The organism is Vibrio sp. AIC-3 (assembly GCF_013114515.1).
Lineage (GTDB): Bacteria > Pseudomonadota > Gammaproteobacteria > Enterobacterales > Vibrionaceae > Vibrio > Vibrio crassostreae_C.
This window is the reverse complement of record NZ_VTXG01000014.1, coordinates 84,855-105,743: the sequence shown is the minus strand read 5'-3', so window position 1 is coordinate 105,743 and position 20,889 is coordinate 84,855. Positions and strand designations below refer to the sequence as shown.

The 20,889-nt window shown below is 43.8% G+C and carries 16 protein-coding genes; 11 read left to right on the top strand and 5 right to left on the bottom strand.

Annotated features, from left to right (window positions below):
- Positions 1 to 317 precede the first annotated feature (317 nt).
- The 5 genes from F0229_RS11975 (at position 318) to sstT (ending at position 6,744) form a co-directional block, all read left to right on the top strand.
- A complete protein-coding gene (locus F0229_RS11975) occupies positions 318 to 818 on the top strand; it encodes a hypothetical protein (protein WP_017061859.1) in 501 nt (166 codons plus the stop codon).
- Positions 819 to 924: 106 nt separating this feature from the next.
- Positions 925 to 2,481 (top strand): VPA1262 family N-terminal domain-containing protein, encoded by a 1,557-nt coding sequence (locus tag F0229_RS11970; protein WP_108117685.1) that lies wholly within the window; start codon positions 925 to 927, stop codon positions 2,479 to 2,481.
- Entirely contained in the window at positions 2,478 to 4,553 is a 2,076-nt protein-coding gene (locus F0229_RS11965) for a hypothetical protein (RefSeq protein ID WP_032545601.1), read from the top strand. The genes F0229_RS11970 and F0229_RS11965 overlap by 4 nt, the downstream gene beginning before the upstream one ends.
- Before the next feature lie 116 nt (positions 4,554 to 4,669).
- Positions 4,670 to 5,071, top strand: coding sequence for a GTPase RsgA (rsgA, locus tag F0229_RS11960; RefSeq protein WP_367613541.1), 402 nt, complete (start codon positions 4,670 to 4,672; stop codon positions 5,069 to 5,071).
- Positions 5,072 to 5,529: 458 nt separating this feature from the next.
- Entirely contained in the window at positions 5,530 to 6,744 is a 1,215-nt protein-coding gene (sstT, locus tag F0229_RS11955) for a serine/threonine transporter SstT (protein WP_017078589.1), read from the top strand.
- A gap of 198 nt (positions 6,745 to 6,942) precedes the next feature.
- Here the strand turns inward: sstT and F0229_RS11950 are convergent, their stop codons facing one another.
- The 3 genes from F0229_RS11950 to F0229_RS11940 all read right to left on the bottom strand — a co-directional run bounded on the left by F0229_RS11950 (position 6,943) and on the right by F0229_RS11940 (position 10,995).
- Positions 6,943 to 8,187 (bottom strand): tetratricopeptide repeat protein, encoded by a 1,245-nt coding sequence (locus F0229_RS11950; protein WP_017058838.1) that lies wholly within the window; start codon positions 8,185 to 8,187, stop codon positions 6,943 to 6,945.
- A 322-nt stretch (positions 8,188 to 8,509) separates the two neighbouring features.
- Positions 8,510 to 9,112 carry a response regulator transcription factor gene (locus F0229_RS11945; RefSeq protein ID WP_171732937.1) on the bottom strand — a complete coding sequence of 201 codons (603 nt, stop codon included), beginning with the start codon at positions 9,110 to 9,112 and terminating at the stop codon, positions 8,510 to 8,512.
- A 14-nt stretch (positions 9,113 to 9,126) separates the two neighbouring features.
- Positions 9,127 to 10,995 carry a sensor histidine kinase gene (locus F0229_RS11940; RefSeq protein ID WP_029222568.1) on the bottom strand — a complete coding sequence of 623 codons (1,869 nt, stop codon included), beginning with the start codon at positions 10,993 to 10,995 and terminating at the stop codon, positions 9,127 to 9,129.
- A gap of 257 nt (positions 10,996 to 11,252) precedes the next feature.
- On the opposite strand from F0229_RS11940, the gene dsrO reads away from it, so the two are divergent.
- The 5 genes from dsrO (at position 11,253) to F0229_RS11915 (ending at position 18,580) form a co-directional block, all read left to right on the top strand.
- Positions 11,253 to 12,089, top strand: coding sequence for a sulfate reduction electron transfer complex DsrMKJOP subunit DsrO (gene dsrO / locus F0229_RS11935; protein WP_017058841.1), 837 nt, complete (start codon positions 11,253 to 11,255; stop codon positions 12,087 to 12,089).
- A complete protein-coding gene (gene nrfD / locus F0229_RS11930; protein ID WP_171732936.1) occupies positions 12,086 to 13,234 on the top strand; it encodes an NrfD/PsrC family molybdoenzyme membrane anchor subunit in 1,149 nt (382 codons plus the stop codon). Before dsrO ends, nrfD begins: the two co-directional genes overlap by 4 nt.
- Positions 13,235 to 13,248: 14 nt before the next feature.
- Positions 13,249 to 16,341, top strand: a complete 3,093-nt coding sequence (locus F0229_RS11925; RefSeq protein WP_171732935.1) for a tetrathionate reductase subunit A — start codon at positions 13,249 to 13,251, stop codon at positions 16,339 to 16,341.
- 526 nt (positions 16,342 to 16,867) lie between these two features.
- Positions 16,868 to 17,509, top strand: a complete 642-nt coding sequence (locus tag F0229_RS11920; protein ID WP_017058844.1) for a c-type cytochrome — start codon at positions 16,868 to 16,870, stop codon at positions 17,507 to 17,509.
- 9 nt (positions 17,510 to 17,518) lie between these two features.
- On the top strand, positions 17,519 to 18,580 hold the full coding sequence (locus tag F0229_RS11915; RefSeq protein WP_171732934.1) for a c-type cytochrome: 1,062 nt from the start codon (positions 17,519 to 17,521) through the stop codon (positions 18,578 to 18,580).
- Between the two features lie 143 nt (positions 18,581 to 18,723).
- Here the strand turns inward: F0229_RS11915 and F0229_RS11910 are convergent, their stop codons facing one another.
- Together F0229_RS11910 and F0229_RS11905 are read right to left on the bottom strand one after the other, a co-directional pair.
- Complete coding sequence (locus tag F0229_RS11910; protein ID WP_171732933.1) at positions 18,724 to 19,653, bottom strand: LysR substrate-binding domain-containing protein; 930 nt, start codon at positions 19,651 to 19,653, stop codon at positions 18,724 to 18,726.
- Between the two features lie 26 nt (positions 19,654 to 19,679).
- Positions 19,680 to 20,120, bottom strand: coding sequence for an Lrp/AsnC family transcriptional regulator (locus tag F0229_RS11905; RefSeq protein WP_009845852.1), 441 nt, complete (start codon positions 20,118 to 20,120; stop codon positions 19,680 to 19,682).
- Positions 20,121 to 20,260: 140 nt separating this feature from the next.
- Here F0229_RS11905 and F0229_RS11900 point away from each other — a divergent pair, with 140 nt between their 5' ends.
- Entirely contained in the window at positions 20,261 to 20,845 is a 585-nt protein-coding gene (locus tag F0229_RS11900) for a LysE family translocator (protein WP_017064223.1), read from the top strand.
- Positions 20,846 to 20,889: the final 44 nt, after the last annotated feature.

Genomic DNA, 20,889 nt, shown 5'->3' with positions numbered 1-20,889 from the left:
TTCAATATAGCTTCTTTTCTTTCTACTGAGATACGAGACACAATTACTCTTTATCGCCCAAACTGGTTAAATTTTAACAGTGACATCTACCCTGCCAGATAGGGATACTGTCTTGCTTATAACTATTTACGCTAAACAACCAAGTTTGGACCTCTCCAAACTTGGTTTATTCAGAATGACTACTTTTTTTATTTGAAAAATTATAAATTCTATTTTGACCTGTGAGAACTAAAAATTTCAATAGAAACTATTTGACCTAGTGTTGAGATTAATTGATCTTGGTTGAATTATCGAAGAATCATATTAAGGTGAAGAAAGTGAGATCATTAATTTTAACCTTTGTTGCAGCTCTAACCATAAATGTACATGCATCTGAAAGACAGGATTTCGGTTATTGGTCTGTTTTGAAGCACGAACACAAGAAAAACTCACCTTTTTCTGCTACATCAATAGGCTTTGATATTGATAATGAGCAACGGATTTGGTTTACCTGCTCGTATCGCCCAGATGGTTTTCAAGCTGAGTTTTTGAAATTAAAAATGACAGAATATGGGCAGAATATACATACATATGTTGAATATTCAAGTGGTAGTGAAATACGAAAGTTGTATGTATCCCCAAGTGAAATTGGAACAGACTTGTTTGCCACGATTAGTAACCTACGATTTGTTGAAGCCGTAGAAAATTGGGGATCTATATCTCTAAAATACACAGTTTGGAAAGATAGCAAGATAAAGAGTGTTGCTAGCAGAACGGTGAATTTAAAAGAATATAACAGAGCAAGAGATAGCGCTGTCTCGTATTGTAGCCAGAAATGATTAAGCTATTCCGATGGCACTGTTGAGCATCATTAAAGTGCAACATATTGCTTAATATTGTACTATTGCGGCACTATTATCATTTTTGGATGGGTTGAGACTTTAGATGACTAAGATGAGTACATGGTGGTTTTGGGCGTCCTACTTAGAAGCTCCTGAAAAAGACATATTATTGTATGCTGCATTAGTACCAAACTATGCCAACTATAAACAAAACACAGATCTAGATGAAGGAGAACTCAGTACCAAAGTCGGGAAAGTTGTTTTTTTCTCAACGCTCCTTACCACTAGCCAAGTTGATTGTTTAATATCAAAAGTATCTTCTGATAGTCAGTTAGATTTATCCACTTTAAGACCTACATTAAGTAAAAGTTTTGAAATCACATCTTATAGAGACCTTATTGGTAGCTCTTTTGGACAACGAGCTGTTCCGATAAGATCTTATTATACAACACCAAGTTTAGAAGTATGGGTTGACTACTTAGATGAACTTGCAAGTGTCCTCAATTTTCTTAAAAGAGAATTAAACTTACCATTCGATGGAGATTACTCGAGAAAATTTGGTAATTTTGAGGTGCACAACCTTTCGGATAACGTTCAATCTAACATCTCGATTCAGCTACTGAATCAAGGTAAAGGTGGAGGAACTAACTGTATTAGAGTTGCTAGAAAAGAACCTCTTGTCAATGAGAATCAAATGCTACATGTAATATGTAGAGAATCAAAAGATACTATTTTTCAAAAGCTTATTGAGCTAAAAGAGGGGGTGGAGGTTACCAAAACCACAGACATTCCTGAAGATTGTTATGAATTTGAATACTGGTTATTTGATTCATCGGGTAAGCTCATTGACCAAGACCATCAGTACTTTATAGCCCAAGTTGCGATGAATATGGGAATAGTATCAAGACAAGTTAGTATAGAGGATAAACTATCCCTAAAAGCCCAAAAAGTGGGAAAGGAATTAGCTAATAAGGCTTCCATTGTTAGAAAAACTAACACTAAACCTCTTTCAATCGATTCTAGGTCTGCCTCAAAATACCGAGACTTCGATGAAACAATGGTTAACCTGCAACCTATTTTGTTTCCTAAATCGGGGCATGACGTGTGGTTTGGCAAGTCGATTCGTAATGAAGTGAACGTAATTAAACACTTTCAACGACTAATAGATAATGGAGCAGCCAAAAAAGCGATCATTGTAGACCCATTTTTTGGTGCTGACGCATTCGAAAGGTTTGTAACAAGAATAGAAGAGTCAACATTGGAACTTATTATAGTAACCAGCCTTGGAAATATTGACCCAGATTCCGGCAATGTGCTTCGTAGTGATGTAAACCCCGTAGATGAACTAAAAAAATCAATACTTAAAACCAAAGAAATCATCAATTGCCAAGTGAAAGTTATAAATATCAATTGGAGTAGCACTAATCAAGCTTTTCATGATAGATATTTGATAACCTATTCTGACGATCCATCACCATTAGTATATATGCTATCAAATAGTATTAATAAAATGGCTGGGAATTGGCCATTTTGTATAACAAAAATAGAGCCATCAACAGCATCCCAAATACAAGAGTATATTGAAGGGCTGTGTATTGGGGTAGATAACAGTCGAGTTGGTAATCCAAAAATCACATATCAATGGCCAGAAATAAAATGAGTAGCTTATATAGAGGTATTTATAACGACCCCGATGTGATTGTTACGCTTGCATGGTTGCTAAATCGTGATGAACATTGTAGTGATAAATATATTGTTAAGGAGTCAGTTAGAAGAGGATTGATAAATATTAACTCCAGTATTAACTGGAATGCCAACGGGAGGAATATATTTAGGTACATAAATAAGAAAAGAATGAAGCTTCCCCCTCCTGAAAATATCGATAAACTTTCATCTTGCCTGCGTGGACTAGGAGAGATGTCAGCTAGGTCAAACAGTGATTTCGAAAAGGTTGTTAGTATTAGACTGTCGGGATATTTTTATAGAAAAACACTTATAAAAGTTCTAAATGAGTTAATTAATAGAGAGCAATTTATAGCTAGAGAACGCTCTATAGAAGAGAAGTCTTATTCAAGAGCCATTGCTTTAAAGAAATTCAATTGGCAAGGGTTTAAAGATTCAGCTCATAGTATAAGATATGATTCACAATATGGTAACCATGATTACGGAATCTATTTTGTAGTTCGCTTATGTGCAGCACTTGCTCCTCAGGATTACTCCTGTTTTGTTGAGCAAAAAAAACATAAAGAATATGTCGGTGAATTATGTAGGCCATTAATTAATTCGATTATTTTTAAAGATAGGAAGAGGTCGCTTCCATTAATGAGAGGAAACTGTCTACATTTAAAACTCTTAACAATCGTAGCCTTTATTAATGATGATGTAATTGATAACAATACTTCTATTTCAGAAATCCAAAATATATTATTGAAGAACAACTTGAGCATTCATGATGTGATCTGGATTTCAGCGAGCAAGCTTCAAGAAGTATCAAATAAAATCAAACAGTTAAGCAACCAAATCGATACTCTAAATCAAGAAATCCTACAAAACGAAAGAAATCCTTCTTTAGTTAACTCAGAATATTTAATTATATCGAGAATTAAAGACAAGAAAGGCTATGAAATTGAAATTCAAGAAACAAAAGACAAATTAAATTTATTTATAAAACAACTAGTAAATATTTGGCCCAACTTAGGACTTCAAGATGAAAAACTTACGAACATTCTCTTTCTAATTACAGACGATAAGCTTCTTTTAGACTTATCTGCTCTTGTTCCTTCGCTTGAAGACAAAATAAAAATTCGTACCCATATAATTAAAAAGGCTGAAAATTGGATTGGCATCAACCCTAAACATGACACTGTACAAAAAATATGCGACCAAAACTTCACATATTCATCACTAGTCGATTCGGAAAAATTTCACAATATTTCTCATTGTTTTGTTTTATTAGCTAACGACAAGAACCAAATATTAGGAAAGTTCTTAGGGAAGACCGTTCAAGCTACAGATAAAGTACTTGAAGAATATATAACAAGACCCTTTATTAATGTAAGAAATCCGATGTTATGGCATAGCGCAACTACCAGACTCGCAGCTATTAATCTATTATCTATATTAGTTTTCACCAACACTCCACTAAGTAAGATTAGTGAAATCTCACCAATTCTACCTATAATCATCAGAAAAGTAAGTCTACTGTTAAAGATAATTTATGATACAGATGATTTTATTGAAAATGAACTTTATCGAGATCTAAAAACAATAACAGCAAACCTAATTGCTAATAACAAGCTAAATAAATTAGCTCTTGAAATCGTTGACGATAAATACTTACCATTTGACTATAGAGCTAGGATAATATTTTCTAATGAAGAGTTAATTAAGGACCGTTGGGAATACGCTGTAGATTTGTTTAAGAGATTTTTAAATTTTCCATTATTTTTGGATACAGAATACAAACATTTCAGCGAGTCGATATGTTTATTAGATTTATGTATTTCCTATTGTTGGAGATATAATACTCCTTCTGCAGTACACGCAATAGCTCATATTTGGAACGATTATTGCTCGTCTATTGATGATAAAACAATAGCTTATAAGGACTATGCTACTAGACTGTACCTAGCTTTACAAAACGAAGGTGAGGAAAGAATCTGGTTAAAAAACTTAGAAGGATTCGGTAAATCACACTGTATGACAGCTTTGGCCATCGAGAGTAACAACTAACTAGTTCTTCTGGCTGGAAACCATCTAAGGTTCATCTACCGCATCATAAAAGTGTTACATAGCACAAAGCCAATGTTAGAGCTAAATGTAACACTTTATAACAAAACTTAGATTTAATTAGGCGCCACGATAGCAAAGGCCGTCATACAACCACGTCACGATCGCTCCACTTGCTAACATCGGGTGGTTTATTGCTCGATACTCCTGGTATGCGAGAGTTACAACTCGCCGATTGTGCTGAAGGAGTAAGTGAAACCTTTTCTGATGTGGAAGAGTTAGCGATGCATTGTCGCTTTTCTGATTGCAGCCATGAGTCAGAACCAGGATGCACAATACGCAAGGCCATTGAAAGCGGTGAGCTTTCTGAAAGACGATTCTCTAACTATGAGAAGCTACTCAGAGAGCAAGCAAGAAATGGAGCCTCATTGGCAGAGCAGAGAGCGAGCAGTAAACAGCTTTCTAAAATGTACAAAACCGTGCAGTCAGAGAGCCGTAATATCAAAAAATCGCCTAAATAGCCGATTATTGGATTAGGTTTACAACACGTAAATAAGCCCCATGTCCCTATCGCGTATTAGCTCATTAATTCATGAGCTCTTTAACGCATTGGCCTGGGGCTTTACTGTATCAGCGGGGCTTCTTTGTATTAACAGGTCTTCTTTATATCAATAGGAATTCGATGAGATCATTTCTGCACACAATGATCTTGCTAATCGACTCTGACGGCACCAAAACCAGAACATTGACCCGAATGAGTATTATCATGCAGATTTATATCTCAACAAGAGTACAAAAATTTAACATTTAGCTCTAAAAACACCACGTAGCGCAAACAATCACCCTAAAAGTAAACTATTCCTAGACACCCTCTTAGATCCCGCTAATATGACCGCCCATTCCACTAGTGTATAGTTGGATTTGGTACAACTTTATAAAAAATACATCACTATAATAAATTAACAATTGCAGGTATTTTATGCAAAATAACAACATGCTCGCCCGCATCGCTCGTGGAAATCTCGTTCTACAGATCCTTGCTGGTATTGTTTTCGGTGTCGTTCTCGCCATGGTTTCTCCTTCAGCAGCTCAAGATGCAGGCCTATTAGGTAGTCTGTTTGTTGGTGCTCTGAAAGCTGTTGCCCCAATTTTAGTATTCATTCTTGTTGCAGCTTCTATCGCAAACCAAAAGAAAGGTCAGCATACTCATATGCGTCCAATCATTGTGCTTTACCTGATTGGTACGTTCTCAGCTGCACTGACTGCTGTAGTACTGAGCTTCATGTTCCCAACCACTTTGACACTGGTTGCTGGCGCTGAAGGTGCTAACCCTCCTCAAGGTATTGCAGAAGTTCTTCATACGCTTCTATTCAAGCTTGTAGATAACCCAGTTAGCGCACTAATGAATGCGAACTACATCGGTATTCTTGCTTGGGCTATCGGTCTTGGTCTTGCACTGCACCACGCATCTGCAACAACCAAAGCGGTTTTCGAAGACCTTAGCCACAGTGTTTCACACATTGTTCGCTTCATTATTCGTCTTGCGCCATTCGGTATCTTCGGCCTTGTTTCGACTACATTCGCAACAACGGGCTTCGATGCACTAGCAAGCTACGGTCAACTGCTAGCGGTTCTACTAAGCTCAATGCTGATCATTGCTCTTGTCGTTAACCCACTGCTTGTCTTTGTAAAGACAAAACAGAACCCATACCCACTTGTACTGCAATGTATTCGTGAGTCTGGTGTAACGGCATTCTTCACTCGTTCAAGCGCTGCAAACATCCCAGTGAACATGAACCTTTGTAAGAAGCTAGAGCTAGATGAAGATACTTACTCTGTATCAATCCCTCTAGGCGCAACCATCAACATGGCGGGTGCTGCAATCACCATCACTGTGTTAACGCTTGCAGCTGTACACACAATGGGTATTGAGATTGATATCTTCACTGCGATTCTATTAAGCCTTGTTGCTGCAATTTCAGCATGTGGCGCATCAGGCGTTGCCGGTGGTTCACTGCTACTGATTCCTCTAGCTTGTGGCCTATTCGGTATCTCAAACGATGTAGCGATGCAGGTTGTAGCGGTTGGTTTCATCATTGGTGTGATTCAAGATTCTGCTGAAACAGCGCTTAACAGCTCAACTGACGTCGTGTTCACTGCGGCTGTATGTAAAGCTGAGCAAAACAAAGCTTAACAGCTCTTGGTATTAGGCTTTAGCTCTAAGCTCTAAGCTCTAAGCTCTAAAAGCAAATAGCACACAAATAAAAAGGGAAGCATTCGCTTCCCTTTTTTGTTGTCTTGGTTTTCTAGATTACGGCTAGAAGCTATATAGATTTATAGCTTCACAGCTTTAGTCATTCTTGTCTAACTCATCAAAGCTAACCAACACGTTTTAGTGGTTGCTTTTCCAGCTTGGATCCACGGCTGCCTGACTGAAGTCTAGAGAGTTAGGACTTGCTTCTTTGTTATGCGTTGCTTGATCGCTGGGTGACCCTTGATTCGCAGCACCGCTATCATGGTTTGGCGTCGCCTGCTGGCTGTAATCGACGTTAGAACCTTGCTCACTCGACGCTTTGGTCTCTAAATGACTACCATCGACATTTAACTCCTCACCTTCTTCATCGGACGCTTCTTTAACCTTCTTAGGGACAGGGACATTGCGTTTGTAGAGCTTGTTGAGCGCCTTAATGATTGAGTGCTTAGTGATTGCTTCTTGGGTCAACTTAGTCATTATCGGTTTAGTCAGAGCTTGTAAGCCCACGACAGCATCCACACCAAGTTCCCCGCCGACTTTATCCCTCAAATGCTTGGCTTCTGAGTAACCAAAATGAGCCGATAAAAATAGCCAGATATAAGCAATGGCATTGCCGTGTTCACCATGGTCAATCCAAGCTTCACCTGCTCTAAACATGGCTTCTGCACTGTTCTTTTCTGCGGCCGTCTCAAACCAGTAAACAGCCTCGCCATGGTTAGGCTCAACACCCACACCGTTCAAATAACTCATACCAAGTTTGATCTTGCCGTCTAAGCTATTCTTTTCCGCGGCCTTTTGGTACCACTCGACAGAGCTTTCGGCAGAGTAGTCTGGGTTTTCTTTATCTAGACACCAGTCACCGATAAACAGCATTGCTTCAGTATTACCACCAGCCGCAGATTCTTCGATATAGGTGTAACCTTTAGGGATGTTTTTATCAGTTCCACGACCAAAGACAAGCGCTTTGCCCATCTCAAATTTCGCAGACACGTCATTGTCCAATGCGGATATCGCAAGCTGCCAAAAGTTGGCTTTCTCTCTTAAAATTAGGTCTTCTTTGCGCTTCATGCTTAGGCGCACAATGCCGTACATGCCATTGATATTATCGAGTTGCGCCGCTTTGTCGTACCAATACAGAGCTTCCTTAATATTGTTACGTTCCGCCTCCTTCGCCAAATACAGAATCGACGGAACATGCCCGGTTTCGGCTTTGAAGTGACGCTCTTTTTGCTCTTGTATACGCGCTTTTTCAATCGCTTTTCGATAAGCGACAGCACGAGCCTTACGTTCTTGTTCCAAGCGCTGCTTTCTTAACGATAAAGAGATCAGCCACACGGCGACAAGTATTAACGAAAGAGCCGTCGCACCAATTGCGATTCCCATTGTACTCATAAAATATTTTAACCTAACTCGGCTGATACTAGCCCCGATATCGGGAAAGTGATCAACCCATAGTGAATGGTATGTTTCTAATTACAGGGAAAAGCGCCGTTATTAAAACGTTCCGCCCTAAAATGAACTCAGTTCAGTATCTCAGGAATACATAGCGATAAAAAGTCTACTTAGACCTATCCTTATGCACTCCATAAATGGTGTGACCTTGCTTCAATAGAGTTCGATAATGAAGACCACCTTTGAGCAAAATAATCTTAAAAAACGACAACGAAATTGATGAATGCCTATCAGCAATTTCGTGTCGCTGTAGTTAGTTCAGTTGACCGTATATGTAAGCCAACTCGGCAACTGTCTTCGCTGAGAATTTCTTCATTAAACTCGCTCGGTGTACTTCTACCGTTCTCATCGCGATACATAATTCATCAGCGATTTTCTGGTTACGTTTGCCATCGATAATCTGCTTAAGAATATCGATTTCTCGCTCAGTTAACGACGCATACGCTTGGCGATACACATTCATGTGTAAATGCTTTTCAGAAGCGTCCAAACCTTGTTTGATTGCCTCAGCTAACTCACAGCCTTTAACTGGCTTTTGAAAGAAGTTCACCGCGCCGGCTTGTAAGGCTTCAACCGCCATTGGCACATCACCGTGACCCGTCAGGTAAATCACCGACAGTGGGCTCTGCGCTTTCACCATCAACTCATGAACTTGCTGCCCTCTCATCTCTGGCATTCGACTGTCTAACACCACACACCCCGGCGCACTCAAGTCCACTGAGTCTAAAAAACTGGGGCCATCTTCAAAAGCTGACACAGTGAAATCATGCTCTTCTAATAGAAACACCAACGAGTCACGCATCGACTCATCGTCATCAACCACATAGACCGGCAACGTTTGATGAAGTTCAGACATAACAAGATTCCTTATCAATCATTTGAAAGAGAAAAAGGTAACGTCACTGCGACGTGACAGCCGTGAGGAGTTAATGATTTGATGGCCATTTGGCCACTGTGGTCTTCAATCACATCTTGGCAAATCGCCAGCCCTAAACCCAAGCCGTTTTCTTTGCTGCTCACAAAGGCTTGAGTGACTAGTTGCTCAGTGAAATCTAAACCGGTGCCATTATCGATAATCGACAGTATCATTTTATCCGGTTGATACTCGGTAATCACTTTAATTGTCGATGGTTCGTTGCTTTTGTTACCAATATCAGACGTAGCGCTTTGTTCGCGATGCATCTGAGCATTACACGCATCAGTCGCATTGTTGATCAAATTTACAACTACCTGCTGCAATCCGATAGGGTCAACATGTAGCGTGATAGGTTTACCCACAACATAACGTTCAATGGTTATCTTGTGTTTCTCTAATCTAAATTGCAGTAGCTCGATGGTATCTGTAAGAAGCACCTCTATATCAGTTTGAGATTTATCTGATGAGCGTTTTTTGATCATGTTTCTTAGGCGCTGGATAATCGCATCAGCACGGTCCACTTGAGACTGTATCTTCTCAAATACAGGCTCTATGTCAGTCAGCGGTTTGTTCTTCGAAATCCGCAGTAAACCACCTTCGCTATAATTCCGAATAGCTGCCAAAGGCTGATTAATCTCGTGTGCCAAGCTACTTCCCAGTTCACCAACTACCGCGATTCGTTGTGAGTGCTCTAGCTGTTCACTCTTACTTTTCAGCTTGTACAGCGTCGCTTCTAGTTGCTTTTTGCTGCGACTGAATTTGTATTCCAACCAGAAGTGGTAAGCATTCAGCGACACGACAAGAATAAAGAACGCCCATGCCCACTGTTGATTGTACTTGAGCCAGATTAACGCTTCTTTCCACCAAGGTTGTTGCAGTGGATGCATGTCGAGTTGTTGGTATAGCTTATCGATCGACAGCAAGCTTGTGGGTGACGTCCAGCCCGATGCATTCGCTGCAACGGCTGGCGCACTGCTTTTTGGCATCGCAAATAACACCTGACTCATTTGTTTCGCCAGTGCCGAAGACGCTCTCTCTGTTTTGGCAAACGACCAGTTAGGGTACAAAGGTGTAGACACCTGACATCGGAACCCTTCTGGTGCTTGATTCTCGATAACACGATATTGACCCGCCACCAGCAAACCTTCGCTGATCATGCTCTCAACCAAACACGCAGGCACCACCGCAGCTTCAATGTGCCCTTCACGCAGCTGATACAAGCTGGCATCAATAGGGAAACCTAAGAACTGAGTATTAGAGAAAAAGTGATTGGGGTTGAGCCCTTGTTGCATCACTTGGTAACGCATAGTGAGGTAACCACCAAAAGCATTTTCAGAGACTGCCGCAATCGGCTTACCGCTAAGTTGTTCGAGAGAGATATAAGGCGACATTCTTCTCACCACCAAGGCGGAACCAATACTGCGTGTATTACTGGTGCCTTGAGCTTCAAAGTTATGACTGGTCATGGTTGCCATCCAAGAAAGCGCATACTGGCGTCCTAATCGAACCGCCTGACCGGGGTTGGTGATAACAAAATCAACAGTCACATCTTTTACCGCTTCGGCCATCTCTTCCAAGTTGAAAGGCTTGAGAACAAAGTGTTTTCCGGGAATGCGCTCCGACAACCAATCCATTGTCGGCTGCCAACGCTGCTGTGCGGAAAGCTTACCTCGAGTCGCCAACACGCCAACTTCTATGATTTGCTCAGACTCAACAGTGCTTGTCGTTGCAATCTCTTGCTCCGATTGAGCCGCTAAACACGCGCCTGCGGTTAGGCTCAACCAACAAAGGCCAACGATTGTCATTAGGTTTCTGACTGTCACTGAAATCTCTTTCTCCAAACGGACTGTTTATTCAATTTATTCTCAATTCATTTTATGTCAGCGGCGTGTTTCGCGCTTAGCTCATGCTTGAGCGCCTTAAATAAGCCTCTAAAACAAAGCATAACAGCTAGATTGGTAAAACCACATTTGTTCTAGATCAACTTTGATCTGGGTATGTGGAAATCCACAATACCCCGCGTACGCCCAAAATCTGACAATGAGCCCAACAGATCGAATACCCATTTATAGGTACCTCCATGGACTCATTGAAAAGACGGTTTCTCAGCCAATTCGGCAAGGTTTCCGCTGGTGCTGCGCTCATTCCCATTGCCGGAATCAACACCGCAGTCGCAAGCACAGCCATTCGCAATAACAACCAACCTGACCGCAAAGGCGAAATAGGTAAACGCTACGCCATGGCGATTGATTTACGTAAGTGCGTTGGCTGTCAGGCGTGCACTGTTGGCTGTAGCGTTGAAAACCAAGCACCAATTGGCCAATTCAGAACCACCGTAAAACAGTATGAAGTCTCCCTTGATGATGGTTCGACTGCTCAACAAGACGTGAAATCTTTCATGTTACCTCGTCTCTGTAATCACTGTGACAACGCTCCCTGCATCAAGGTTTGTCCAGTTCAAGCGACCTTCCAACGCGAAGACGGTATTGTCATGGTCGACAACGAACGCTGCGTAGCCTGTGCTTACTGCGTTCAAGCCTGCCCTTACGACGCTCGATTCATCAATAACGACACCCTTACCGCAGACAAATGCACCTTCTGCGCACACCGCCTTGAAGATGGCTTACTGCCCGCCTGTGTAGAAACCTGTGTTGGTGGTGCGCGTGTCATTGGTGACCTCAAAGACCCAAACAGCGAGATCAACCGTCTGCTTAATGAAAACCAAGACGACATCAAGGTGCTCAAGCCAGAGCAGAATACCAACCCCCATGTTTTCTATATCGGCATGAACGAGCGTTTCGTTAGCCACATCGAAGGCCAACCTGCGATTTATGATCCAGCCGCCATAGATAACTCATCCTCTAGCCAACAAGAATTGGCAATCGCGACACAAAGCAAACAAGGAGAGACAGCATGAATATCACTGAGGTGTTAGTTCCCGCTCAAGAGATCGCTTGGCTACCGTGGGCGGTTCAATATTTCTTCTACATTGGTTCAGCTTACGCGGCGGCTATTCTGTTTTTGATTGCACTGATATTCAAAAACTCAACCAGCCACCAATTCCGTTCTGCCCTTGTGCTTGTGATGGCCATCGGCGCGATTGTTGGGCCATTAGCATTAACCGGTGATTTGCACCAACCGGGACGAGCTTGGCACTTCTACGCCCACATCTCGCCTTGGTCATGGATGTCATTAGGCTCTTTGTTTCTACCTCTATTCTCTGGTCTGGCTGTCACGACGGCTTGGGTTTACCTGCGTGACGACATCGCACAGCTTAAGGAAAGTGAAAACCCACTTCTAAAACGTTTGGCTTGGCTGACGCTAGGTCAATGGCAAATATCGTCAAAGCTGATGATTGCGCTCGCTGCTGTGACGGCTATTTCGGGCCTAAGCATCGCGCTTTACACAGGCGCAGAAATTGCGATTTTGGCGAGCCGACCGCTTTGGCATCAACCGGCTTCTCCGCTGCTTTGGTTTACGACAGCGTTCTTTGCTGCAACGGGTTTAACCCTATTGATTTGGGCTCTACTGCCATCCACCAAGCCAAGCTTAAAACCAACAGACCTCGCTCTGGTACAAAGAACGATTACCCTAACCGGTGGCCTTGCCATCATTCTTACGTCGATTTGGGCATCTAATCATGGTCACTTCAGCCTGTATGAGAACGACGCTTGGGGCATCAATTTAGGCATCATGACCACCAGCATTTTGCTGTGCATGATCTTAGTGCTGCCACTACAACGCCTATCGCAAAGCAAGTTAGGAATTGTCTGTGTTGCGCTTGCGACCATAGTTTCAGCATGGGCGGTACGTTGGGTCACCATGATGGAAGTTCAAACCATTCCTCGTTTTGATGTGGGTCCATTCCCTTATGAATTACCAATGGGTAGTGCTGGGTTACTTGGCATCGTTGGCATGTGCGGCCTGTGGCTAGCACTTGCGTTGTTCGCCTCTGAAATCGTGTCTGCTGGATCGTCAAGATCAACTGGCTCTGCGACAAAGACAGCATCTAAGCCAAACCAAAACACATCATCACCACTTAACCGCTCACATAGCTTGTAGTCTGAGGAATCATCATGGATAACAAACGTCGTCAATTTTTGAAAACAGGCCTTGCTGCCGGTGGTGTTGGAGCTTTTGCTGCAGGTTATGCGACAACCACAAAGCACATGGTTCACGGTGCTATCGATGGCACCGCAGGTAAGAAAACCAATCACATCCATCACGGTAATTCGTTAGAGACGGAATACAGTGTCGATGAGCAAGGTAAGATTTCGCCGAATCCAAACCAACGCGTTGCACCCTCAATGTGTTTTGGCTGCTGGACACTGTGTGGCTTGCGTGTACGTATCGATAATCGCAATGATGAGATTTTACGTATCTCAGGTAACCCATATCACCCGCTTTCAAGTGATCAGCAGATCCCGTTCAAAACACCGGTAAAAGACGCCTACATTGGCTTGTCTGGTGAGTCAGGCATCAATAACCGCTCGACAGCCTGTGCCCGTGGTAACGGCATGTTGGAGATTCAAAACAGCCCATACCGAATCACTCAACCGCTCAAACGCGTTGGTAAGCGTGGTGGAGGCAAGTGGGAACCAATCAGCTACGAACAACTTATCTCTGAGATCACCGAGGGTGGTGACTTATTCGGTGAAGGTGAAGTTGAGGGCTTACGATCGATTCGTGACATCGAAACACCACTCGATCCAAACAACCCTGAATACGGACCAAAAGCCAACCAACTGCTTGTGACCAATGCCGGTAATGAAGGCCGTGACGACATCTTGAAGCGCTTTGCATTTAACAGCTACGGCACTCGTAACTTTGGTCATCACGGCTCTTACTGTGGCTACGCATTCCGTGCAGGTTCTGGCGCGATCATGAATGACTTAGATAAGTTCTCGCACTTAAAGCCCGACTTCAACAACGCAGAATTCATTCTTTTCATCGGTATGTCTCCGGCTCAAGCGGGTAACCCGTTCAAGCGTCAAGCAAGACAATTGGCTGAGGCTCGTACCAACGGAAAACTGAGCTACACCATAGTGACACCAAGCCTTCCGGCAGGATCGTCAAGCCTTGCGGCGGGCGATCGCAATAACTGGCTGCCGATCAAACCGGGCACCGATTCAGCATTAGTTCTGGGTATGATCCAGTGGATCATCGAAAACCAGCGCTACAATCACGACTTCTTGTCTCGCCCAAGTGCGCAAGCGATGAAGAAAGCAGGCACCACACACTGGTGTAATGCATCTCACCTTGTGATCAGTGACGAATCGCACCCACAAAATGGGCGTATGCTTCGCGCATCAGATATGGGTTTGCTAGAAACAGGCGAACCGATGTCTGACGATGACGGATTTATCGCACTAGATGTGACAACGTCACTATTGGCGTCACATATTCAGGTGAATGAAGCGGCGCTGTTCGTCGATCAAGACGTAGAAATCAATGGTCAGACTGTTCGTGTTAAATCTTCTCTACAAAGATTGAAAGAAGAAGCCTTCAAATATGATCTTGCTTACTACAGTGAGCAGTGTGAAATCCCACAAGACCAGATTATTGCGTTGGCAAAACGCTTCACCAGCTACGGGACGAAAGCAGTCGTGGATACTCACGGTGGCAACATGCACACCAACGGCTTCTACAACTCGTTCTCTATCCTAATGCTGAACGCGCTGATCGGTAACATCAATGCAAAAGGCGGGGCGATGGCGAAAGCAGGTGGCTACCCAACTTCTGTTGCAGGTCCACGTTACGACTTTACCAAGTTCAAGGGTAAGACTAAGCCGCAAGGTGTGTTCTTGTCTCGCAGCAAATTCCCGTATCACAAGACCAGCGAATACAAACGTCGCGTTGCCGCAGGCGAGTCACCCTACCCAACACGTGCTCCGTGGTACCCAATCTCTGCGCCGCTGTTAACCGAGCACTTATCAGCTGCTATTGATGGCTATCCTTACCGCGCAAAGGCATGGATCAACCACATGGCGAACCCACTTTATGGTGTTCCGGGTTTAAACAACTTGCTGGGTGAAAAGCTTAAGGATCCAAAACAGCTTGGCTTGATCGTCTCTATCGATGCCTTCATCAATGAAACGACTGCCTTATCGGATTACCTAGTGCCAGACACGGTGACCTACGAAAGCTGGGGCATGGCAACCCCGTGGCATGGCGTCGCGACCAAAGCGATCACTGCTCGCTGGCCGATTGTTGAGCCTAAAACCTCACGCACTCAAGACGGGCGCGCCATCAACCTAGAGAACTTCTTTATTGATGTGGCGAAAACTCTGGGCTTAGGTGGCTTTGGCGATAACGTAATCAAAGACAACCAAGGTAACTGGCACGGTATTCATAGCGCTGAAGACTTCTACCTGCGCTCGGCTGCTAACTTGGCGTTCGTAAAAGGTGGCGTGCCGAATGTAGACGCCGAAGATATCGTTTGGTCTGGTCTAGAACGCCTAGTCCCTATGATGAACAAAACGCTCAAGCCTGAAGAGATGCTCAAAGTAGCGTATATCTTTGCGCGTGGCGGCCGTTTTGAAGACGCAACCAATGCGTATACCAATGAAACCATGAAGTACAAATGGACCAAACCATTGGCTATCTGGAATGAAAAGCTCGGTACTTCTCGCAACACCATCAGTGGCGAGCAATACATGGGTTGCCCTACATGGTATCCACAAAAACTCGCGGACGGAACGCCACTAGCAGAGCAGTTCCCAGCAAAAGAGTGGCCGTTCACCCTAACCAACTTTAAATCCAACATTCACAGTGCGGTCTCTAATTTGTCACCACGCTTGGAATCGATTAAAGGAGTAAACCCTGTTTACATCCACCCGCAAGACGCCTCTTCTGTGGGTATCAAAACCGGTGACGTGTTTGCTATTGAAACACCGAGCTCAACCACACATGCGCTGGCGATGGTGATTGATGGCATCAAACCGGGCACATTAGGCTTTGAACACGGCTTTGGTCATAAAGAACTCGGTGAGCGTGCGCACTGGATCGGTAATACACAACAACCGGTGAAGATGAAGTCGAACGATGGTGTTAACATTAATGATATAGGCTTGATCGACCCGACGAGAGAAGGCAAAGGCGTCATGTTGGATTGGGTTGTGGGGGCTGCAGCAAGGCAAGCGCTTCCGGCTAAGATCTACAAGGTCTAGCTTAAACTCAGCAAGCTATAACTTAATCACTCATTCAAAACACTTCCTTATCTGATTTGCAGATGAGAACACAACAGGGCAACTTCGTCATTCGAGGTTGCTCTGCTTTTTCGTCCCCTTGATCTAGAAAAGCAGGCTATTTGGATAAACGTCCAATCTACATAAAGTACCCAATCTAGATAAAGCATCCGCTCTAGATAGAGTAATCAACCCAAAGCCATTAGGTAATCTTCATTTCACCACAACTTTTTTAGCCCGCATCCATAAAGCAGCTATGCTTATACAATCGGTGCCATAAAAGAGCCTTAACAAGCAGTTATACCGAGGCGAACATGGCAGTTCCCTTGCATTTCATAAACGGCAGTTGGATCAACCTATAGAAGTTCACATCAATACCATTATGGTGATTGAGGTTATTAATGTGAGACTCACCTCAAGTTCCAAGTGAATTAATGTGGAAATCCACAATAGCGCGAACAACCAATTATGTCGAAAATGCATGCATTACAACCAATAGCGACGCCTCATGACTAAGCTGACAATTAAAACTCAAACTCTAACGCTTTGCATCGCTGCTCTAGGAAGCCTTTCTTTATCCGCTTTTGCACAAGCAGCACCTAATCCAATGCCAGAAGCCGCAGAAACTTGTAGCGGCTGCCATCAAGCCGACGGTAAAGGCATGCCCAACATTGCCCCTATGCTTGCAGGGCTCAATGCTGACTATCTAGAACATCAACTGGTTCTGTTCTCAAGTGGTGAGCGTCAAAGCGCGATCATGAAGGGAATGGCTGACGGTGTATCTGATCCCGCAGTTCGTCGTGAGGTCGCAGAATACTTTGCATCACTACCTTCATACGAATTTACCGATTTAGAGCAGCGCGGCTCACAGGCTGATATCGATAACCCCTATCGTAAACTTGTATTCCAAGGCGATTGGGATAGAAACATTCCAGCCTGTGCAACCTGTCATGGGCCAAGCGGTATGGGCGTAGACAAATTTCCTCGCCTAGCAAGCCAGCATGCCGACTACATTCAGACTCAGCTCAACGCTTGGAAAAACGGCACTCGTAAGGGTGATAATTTAAACATGATGGGCAATATCGCCGGCAAGTTGACCGACGATGAGATCAAAAACCTCTCTTACTACTTCGCATCTTTCCGATACTAAAGGGCTCGCATGAAAACATTATTTCTAATTACCGCAACCCTTGCCTCTGGAATGGCTTATGCCGAAGGTGAGTTACCCGATCGCCAAACCGAACTGCCCGCCGTTGAAAAACCACAAGATAATAAATATCTGGTGCCACGCGACTTGGTAGATATTCCTGATGGGGAATTTGGTGACAAAGTAAAACTGGGCTATTCCCTGTTTGTCGATTCACAACAGATGCGTGGTACGTTCGTCGGCAATGAACAAAACTGTGTCAACTGCCACATGCAAGCGGGCATGAAGCCTAACGCTGCCCCTCTTTGGGGTGCGTACATGGCCTACCCTGCGTATCGTTCTAAGAATGACAAGGTAAACAGCTACGCAGAACGTATCCAAGGTTGCTTCACCTACTCAATGAATGGTCTGCCACCGGCTGAGGGTTCAAAAGAGATGGTCGCACTGACGGCGTATTCATACTGGCTGGCGATGGGCGGCATCTTAGACAAGAACGGCATGCAAGATACACCCGTTCCTGAGATTAGCGATGCCGACTTACAAGTCGGTGGTAAAGCGGAAAGCTTCCCTCTCCCTGAAGAGCTGTTAAGCAAATACCCAATCGATGGCCGCAGTAAGTTGGCAGGGCGTGGCTATCCTAAGATTGATAATCCTGAACAAGAGCCATCGATAGCGCGTGGTGAAAAGGTTTACCAAACCAACTGCCAAACCTGTCATGGTCAAAATGGTGAAGGCATTAAAGGATCAGACGGCCGTTCATACTTCCCACCACTGTGGGGGGAAAATGCGTATAACTGGGGTGCAGGTATGCACCGTGTAAATACAGCAGCTTACTTCATCTACGAAAATATGCCGCTTGGAAAGAGCCAACAGCTTTCAATTCAGGATGCATGGGATGTAGCCGCATTTGTGAACAGTCATGAACGCCCACAAGACCCACGATACAAAGGTGATGTTGCAGGTAATGCTAAGCGTTACCACAACCACCAAGGTTATTATGGCAAAGAAGTCGACGGTAATGTACTGGGTTCAAAAGCCTACCCAAGTGGTAAAGAAGTGATTCATGAGCATTGATAGACATTGGTGCACAAGAGCCTTTCACGTCAGCTATAGCTAAGCTTTACATTGTAAATCAGCTATAGCCAGAGGAATAAAAAGGAGCCAGATCGTTCGACGTTCTGGCTCCTTTTTTTATGTTTGAACGATTAGAAAAACAACTAACCTTGCTGCATCTTCTCCCAAATCGTCGGAGAGCCGATATAGTCTTGAACCGTCGTAATAAACTCTTTGACCAGTTTGGTCTGCTTACGGTGCGGATAGACAGCGTAGATTGCAGTATCGATTGTAGAAATCGGGTAATCTGGAAGCAACGTAACCAAGCCCAGATCTTTCATTGAGGCATACAGGTTTGATTGGTCAAGGAAGCCATAGCCTAAGCCATCTTTTACGCAAGAGACCATGGTGCGAACATCACTCACCTTATAGTTGCCACGAATCGTCAGGCTCTGGAAAGTATTTCCTCCCGGCTCTTCACTGATTCTCAGATGATCGACCGTCATATCACCATTGGTATAAATCACAGCGGGTAACACGAGCAAATCTTGTGGCGTTTTAGGTTCACCATGCTGCTTCACAAAGTCGTTCGAGGCGACCAACATAAAGTTACTGTCGGCAATCTTCTTGGCAATCAAATTCGATTCAACAAGCTTACTGAAGCGAAACGCGATATCAAACTGCCCTGCAATGATGTTGGCGATCTTATCGTCTAGTGAAAGTACGATCTGAACATCTGGGTACTTTCTCATGAACTGAGTGATGATAGGTTGCAGATATTGCTGCCCAAAATAGATCGGTGAAGTAATTCGTAGCACGCCTTTTGGCTCTGACTGGTATGAATCTGCAATGCCTTGAATCTGATTGATGGTGTCTTTCAGTACATAGGTCTGTGCGAGAATATCTTCCCCGGCCGACGTCAACGAAAACGAGCGTGTAGAGCGGTTAAGCAGCTGAACACCTAAATCTTGCTCGAGCTTTTTGATCTGTTTAGAGAGTGATGAGTTGTCCATATCGTGCAAGGTTGCCGCTTTGGTAAACGACCCTTGTTGAACCACATCTAAGAACAATAACAACTGATTGGTATTTGGCACTGCGCCTCTCCTGAAATAAAACTCGACTAGCGTTCGTCTTTAGGGGTATCCATCACAACCATAGTCGTAATAGATTGCACCTGAGCACATTCCCCAAGCACATCGGCATGAAACTTCTTATAGCCCGGTAGATCTTTGGTTTCTACCCTTAGCAAGTACTCGTTGGCACCGGTAATGTTGTGGCACTCCACCACCTCTTTTTCCATACTGACATGCTGTTCAAACTCTAGTTGAGCCGCTTTGCTGTGGCTCGATAAACCAATCGAAACGTAAGCAATAAAGCCAACGCCCATCAGGCCATTATCCAGAACTGCACGGTAACCTTGAATGATCCCTTTACGCTCGAGATCTTGTACTCGCCTTAAGGTCGCTGAAGCCGACAAACCAATTCGTTCAGAAAGCTCAATATTGGAGATTCTGCCGTCCAATTTAAGCTCTTGCAATATCCTTTCGTCAAATCTATCCATAAGTACTTATTATTGTGCATTTAGTGATAATAGAGGAAATAAAAGCACATAATTGCCTCACTTTCCACCTACTATGTTTCTCAACACGTGAAAGTCATGACCGGTCAGTCACTTCGTTCATTTTTTGCTGGAGAACCATAATGCCTTTAGAACAACTTAGCGCACTTGCCTTGTTTGCGTTTGTCTCGACCTTCACACCAGGTCCAAATAACATCATGCTCATGACATCAGGAGCAAATGTTGGCTTTGCCCGTACTATTCCACACATGCTTGGCATTGCTCTAGGGTTTGCAGCCATGTTGCTGCTGGTTGGCTTCGGTTTAATGGGCATTTTCAACGCGTACCCAGTTACTCACCAAATACTGAAATACCTGAGCCTTGCTTACCTCGTGTACCTTGCAATCAAGATAGCATTGAGCGGCAAAGCGAAAAGTACTGAAGCTTTTAAACCAATGACCTTCCTCGGCGCTGCCAGTTTTCAGTGGGTGAACCCTAAAGGTTGGTCAATGGCGCTGACTGCGATTTCAGTTTATAGCAGCGGCAGTTCATGGTGGGAGCTTGCAATCATCGCAGGTATCTTCACGCTCGCCAACTTACCATCCGTGACATTCTGGACAGCGGCAGGTAAACAACTGCAACACTGGTTAACAACACCAGTCCGTATCAAAAGCTTCAACTACGGTATGGCAGGCTTGCTGTTAGCCTCAACGATTCCGATGTTATAACAAAATAGCTTTCCTATGATGGTTAGTAAGTGATTACTAGCCAT

Excerpts from the sequence above, each read along its gene's own strand:
- F0229_RS11970 (WP_108117685.1), top strand. The coding sequence starts at position 925 with ATGACTAAGATGAGTACATGGTGGTTTTGGGCGTCCTACTTAGAAGCT.
- F0229_RS11965 (WP_032545601.1), top strand. The coding sequence starts at position 2,478 with ATGAGTAGCTTATATAGAGGTATTTATAACGACCCCGATGTGATTGTT.
- sstT (WP_017078589.1), top strand. The coding sequence starts at position 5,530 with ATGCAAAATAACAACATGCTCGCCCGCATCGCTCGTGGAAATCTCGTT.
- F0229_RS11950 (WP_017058838.1), bottom strand. The coding sequence starts at position 8,187 with ATGGGAATCGCAATTGGTGCGACGGCTCTTTCGTTAATACTTGTCGCC.
- F0229_RS11945 (WP_171732937.1), bottom strand. The coding sequence starts at position 9,112 with ATGTCTGAACTTCATCAAACGTTGCCGGTCTATGTGGTTGATGACGAT.
- dsrO (WP_017058841.1), top strand. The coding sequence starts at position 11,253 with ATGGACTCATTGAAAAGACGGTTTCTCAGCCAATTCGGCAAGGTTTCC.
- nrfD (WP_171732936.1), top strand. The coding sequence starts at position 12,086 with ATGAATATCACTGAGGTGTTAGTTCCCGCTCAAGAGATCGCTTGGCTA.
- F0229_RS11925 (WP_171732935.1), top strand. The coding sequence starts at position 13,249 with ATGGATAACAAACGTCGTCAATTTTTGAAAACAGGCCTTGCTGCCGGT.
- F0229_RS11920 (WP_017058844.1), top strand. The coding sequence starts at position 16,868 with ATGACTAAGCTGACAATTAAAACTCAAACTCTAACGCTTTGCATCGCT.
- F0229_RS11915 (WP_171732934.1), top strand. The coding sequence starts at position 17,519 with ATGAAAACATTATTTCTAATTACCGCAACCCTTGCCTCTGGAATGGCT.
- F0229_RS11905 (WP_009845852.1), bottom strand. The coding sequence starts at position 20,120 with ATGGATAGATTTGACGAAAGGATATTGCAAGAGCTTAAATTGGACGGC.
- F0229_RS11900 (WP_017064223.1), top strand. The coding sequence starts at position 20,261 with ATGCCTTTAGAACAACTTAGCGCACTTGCCTTGTTTGCGTTTGTCTCG.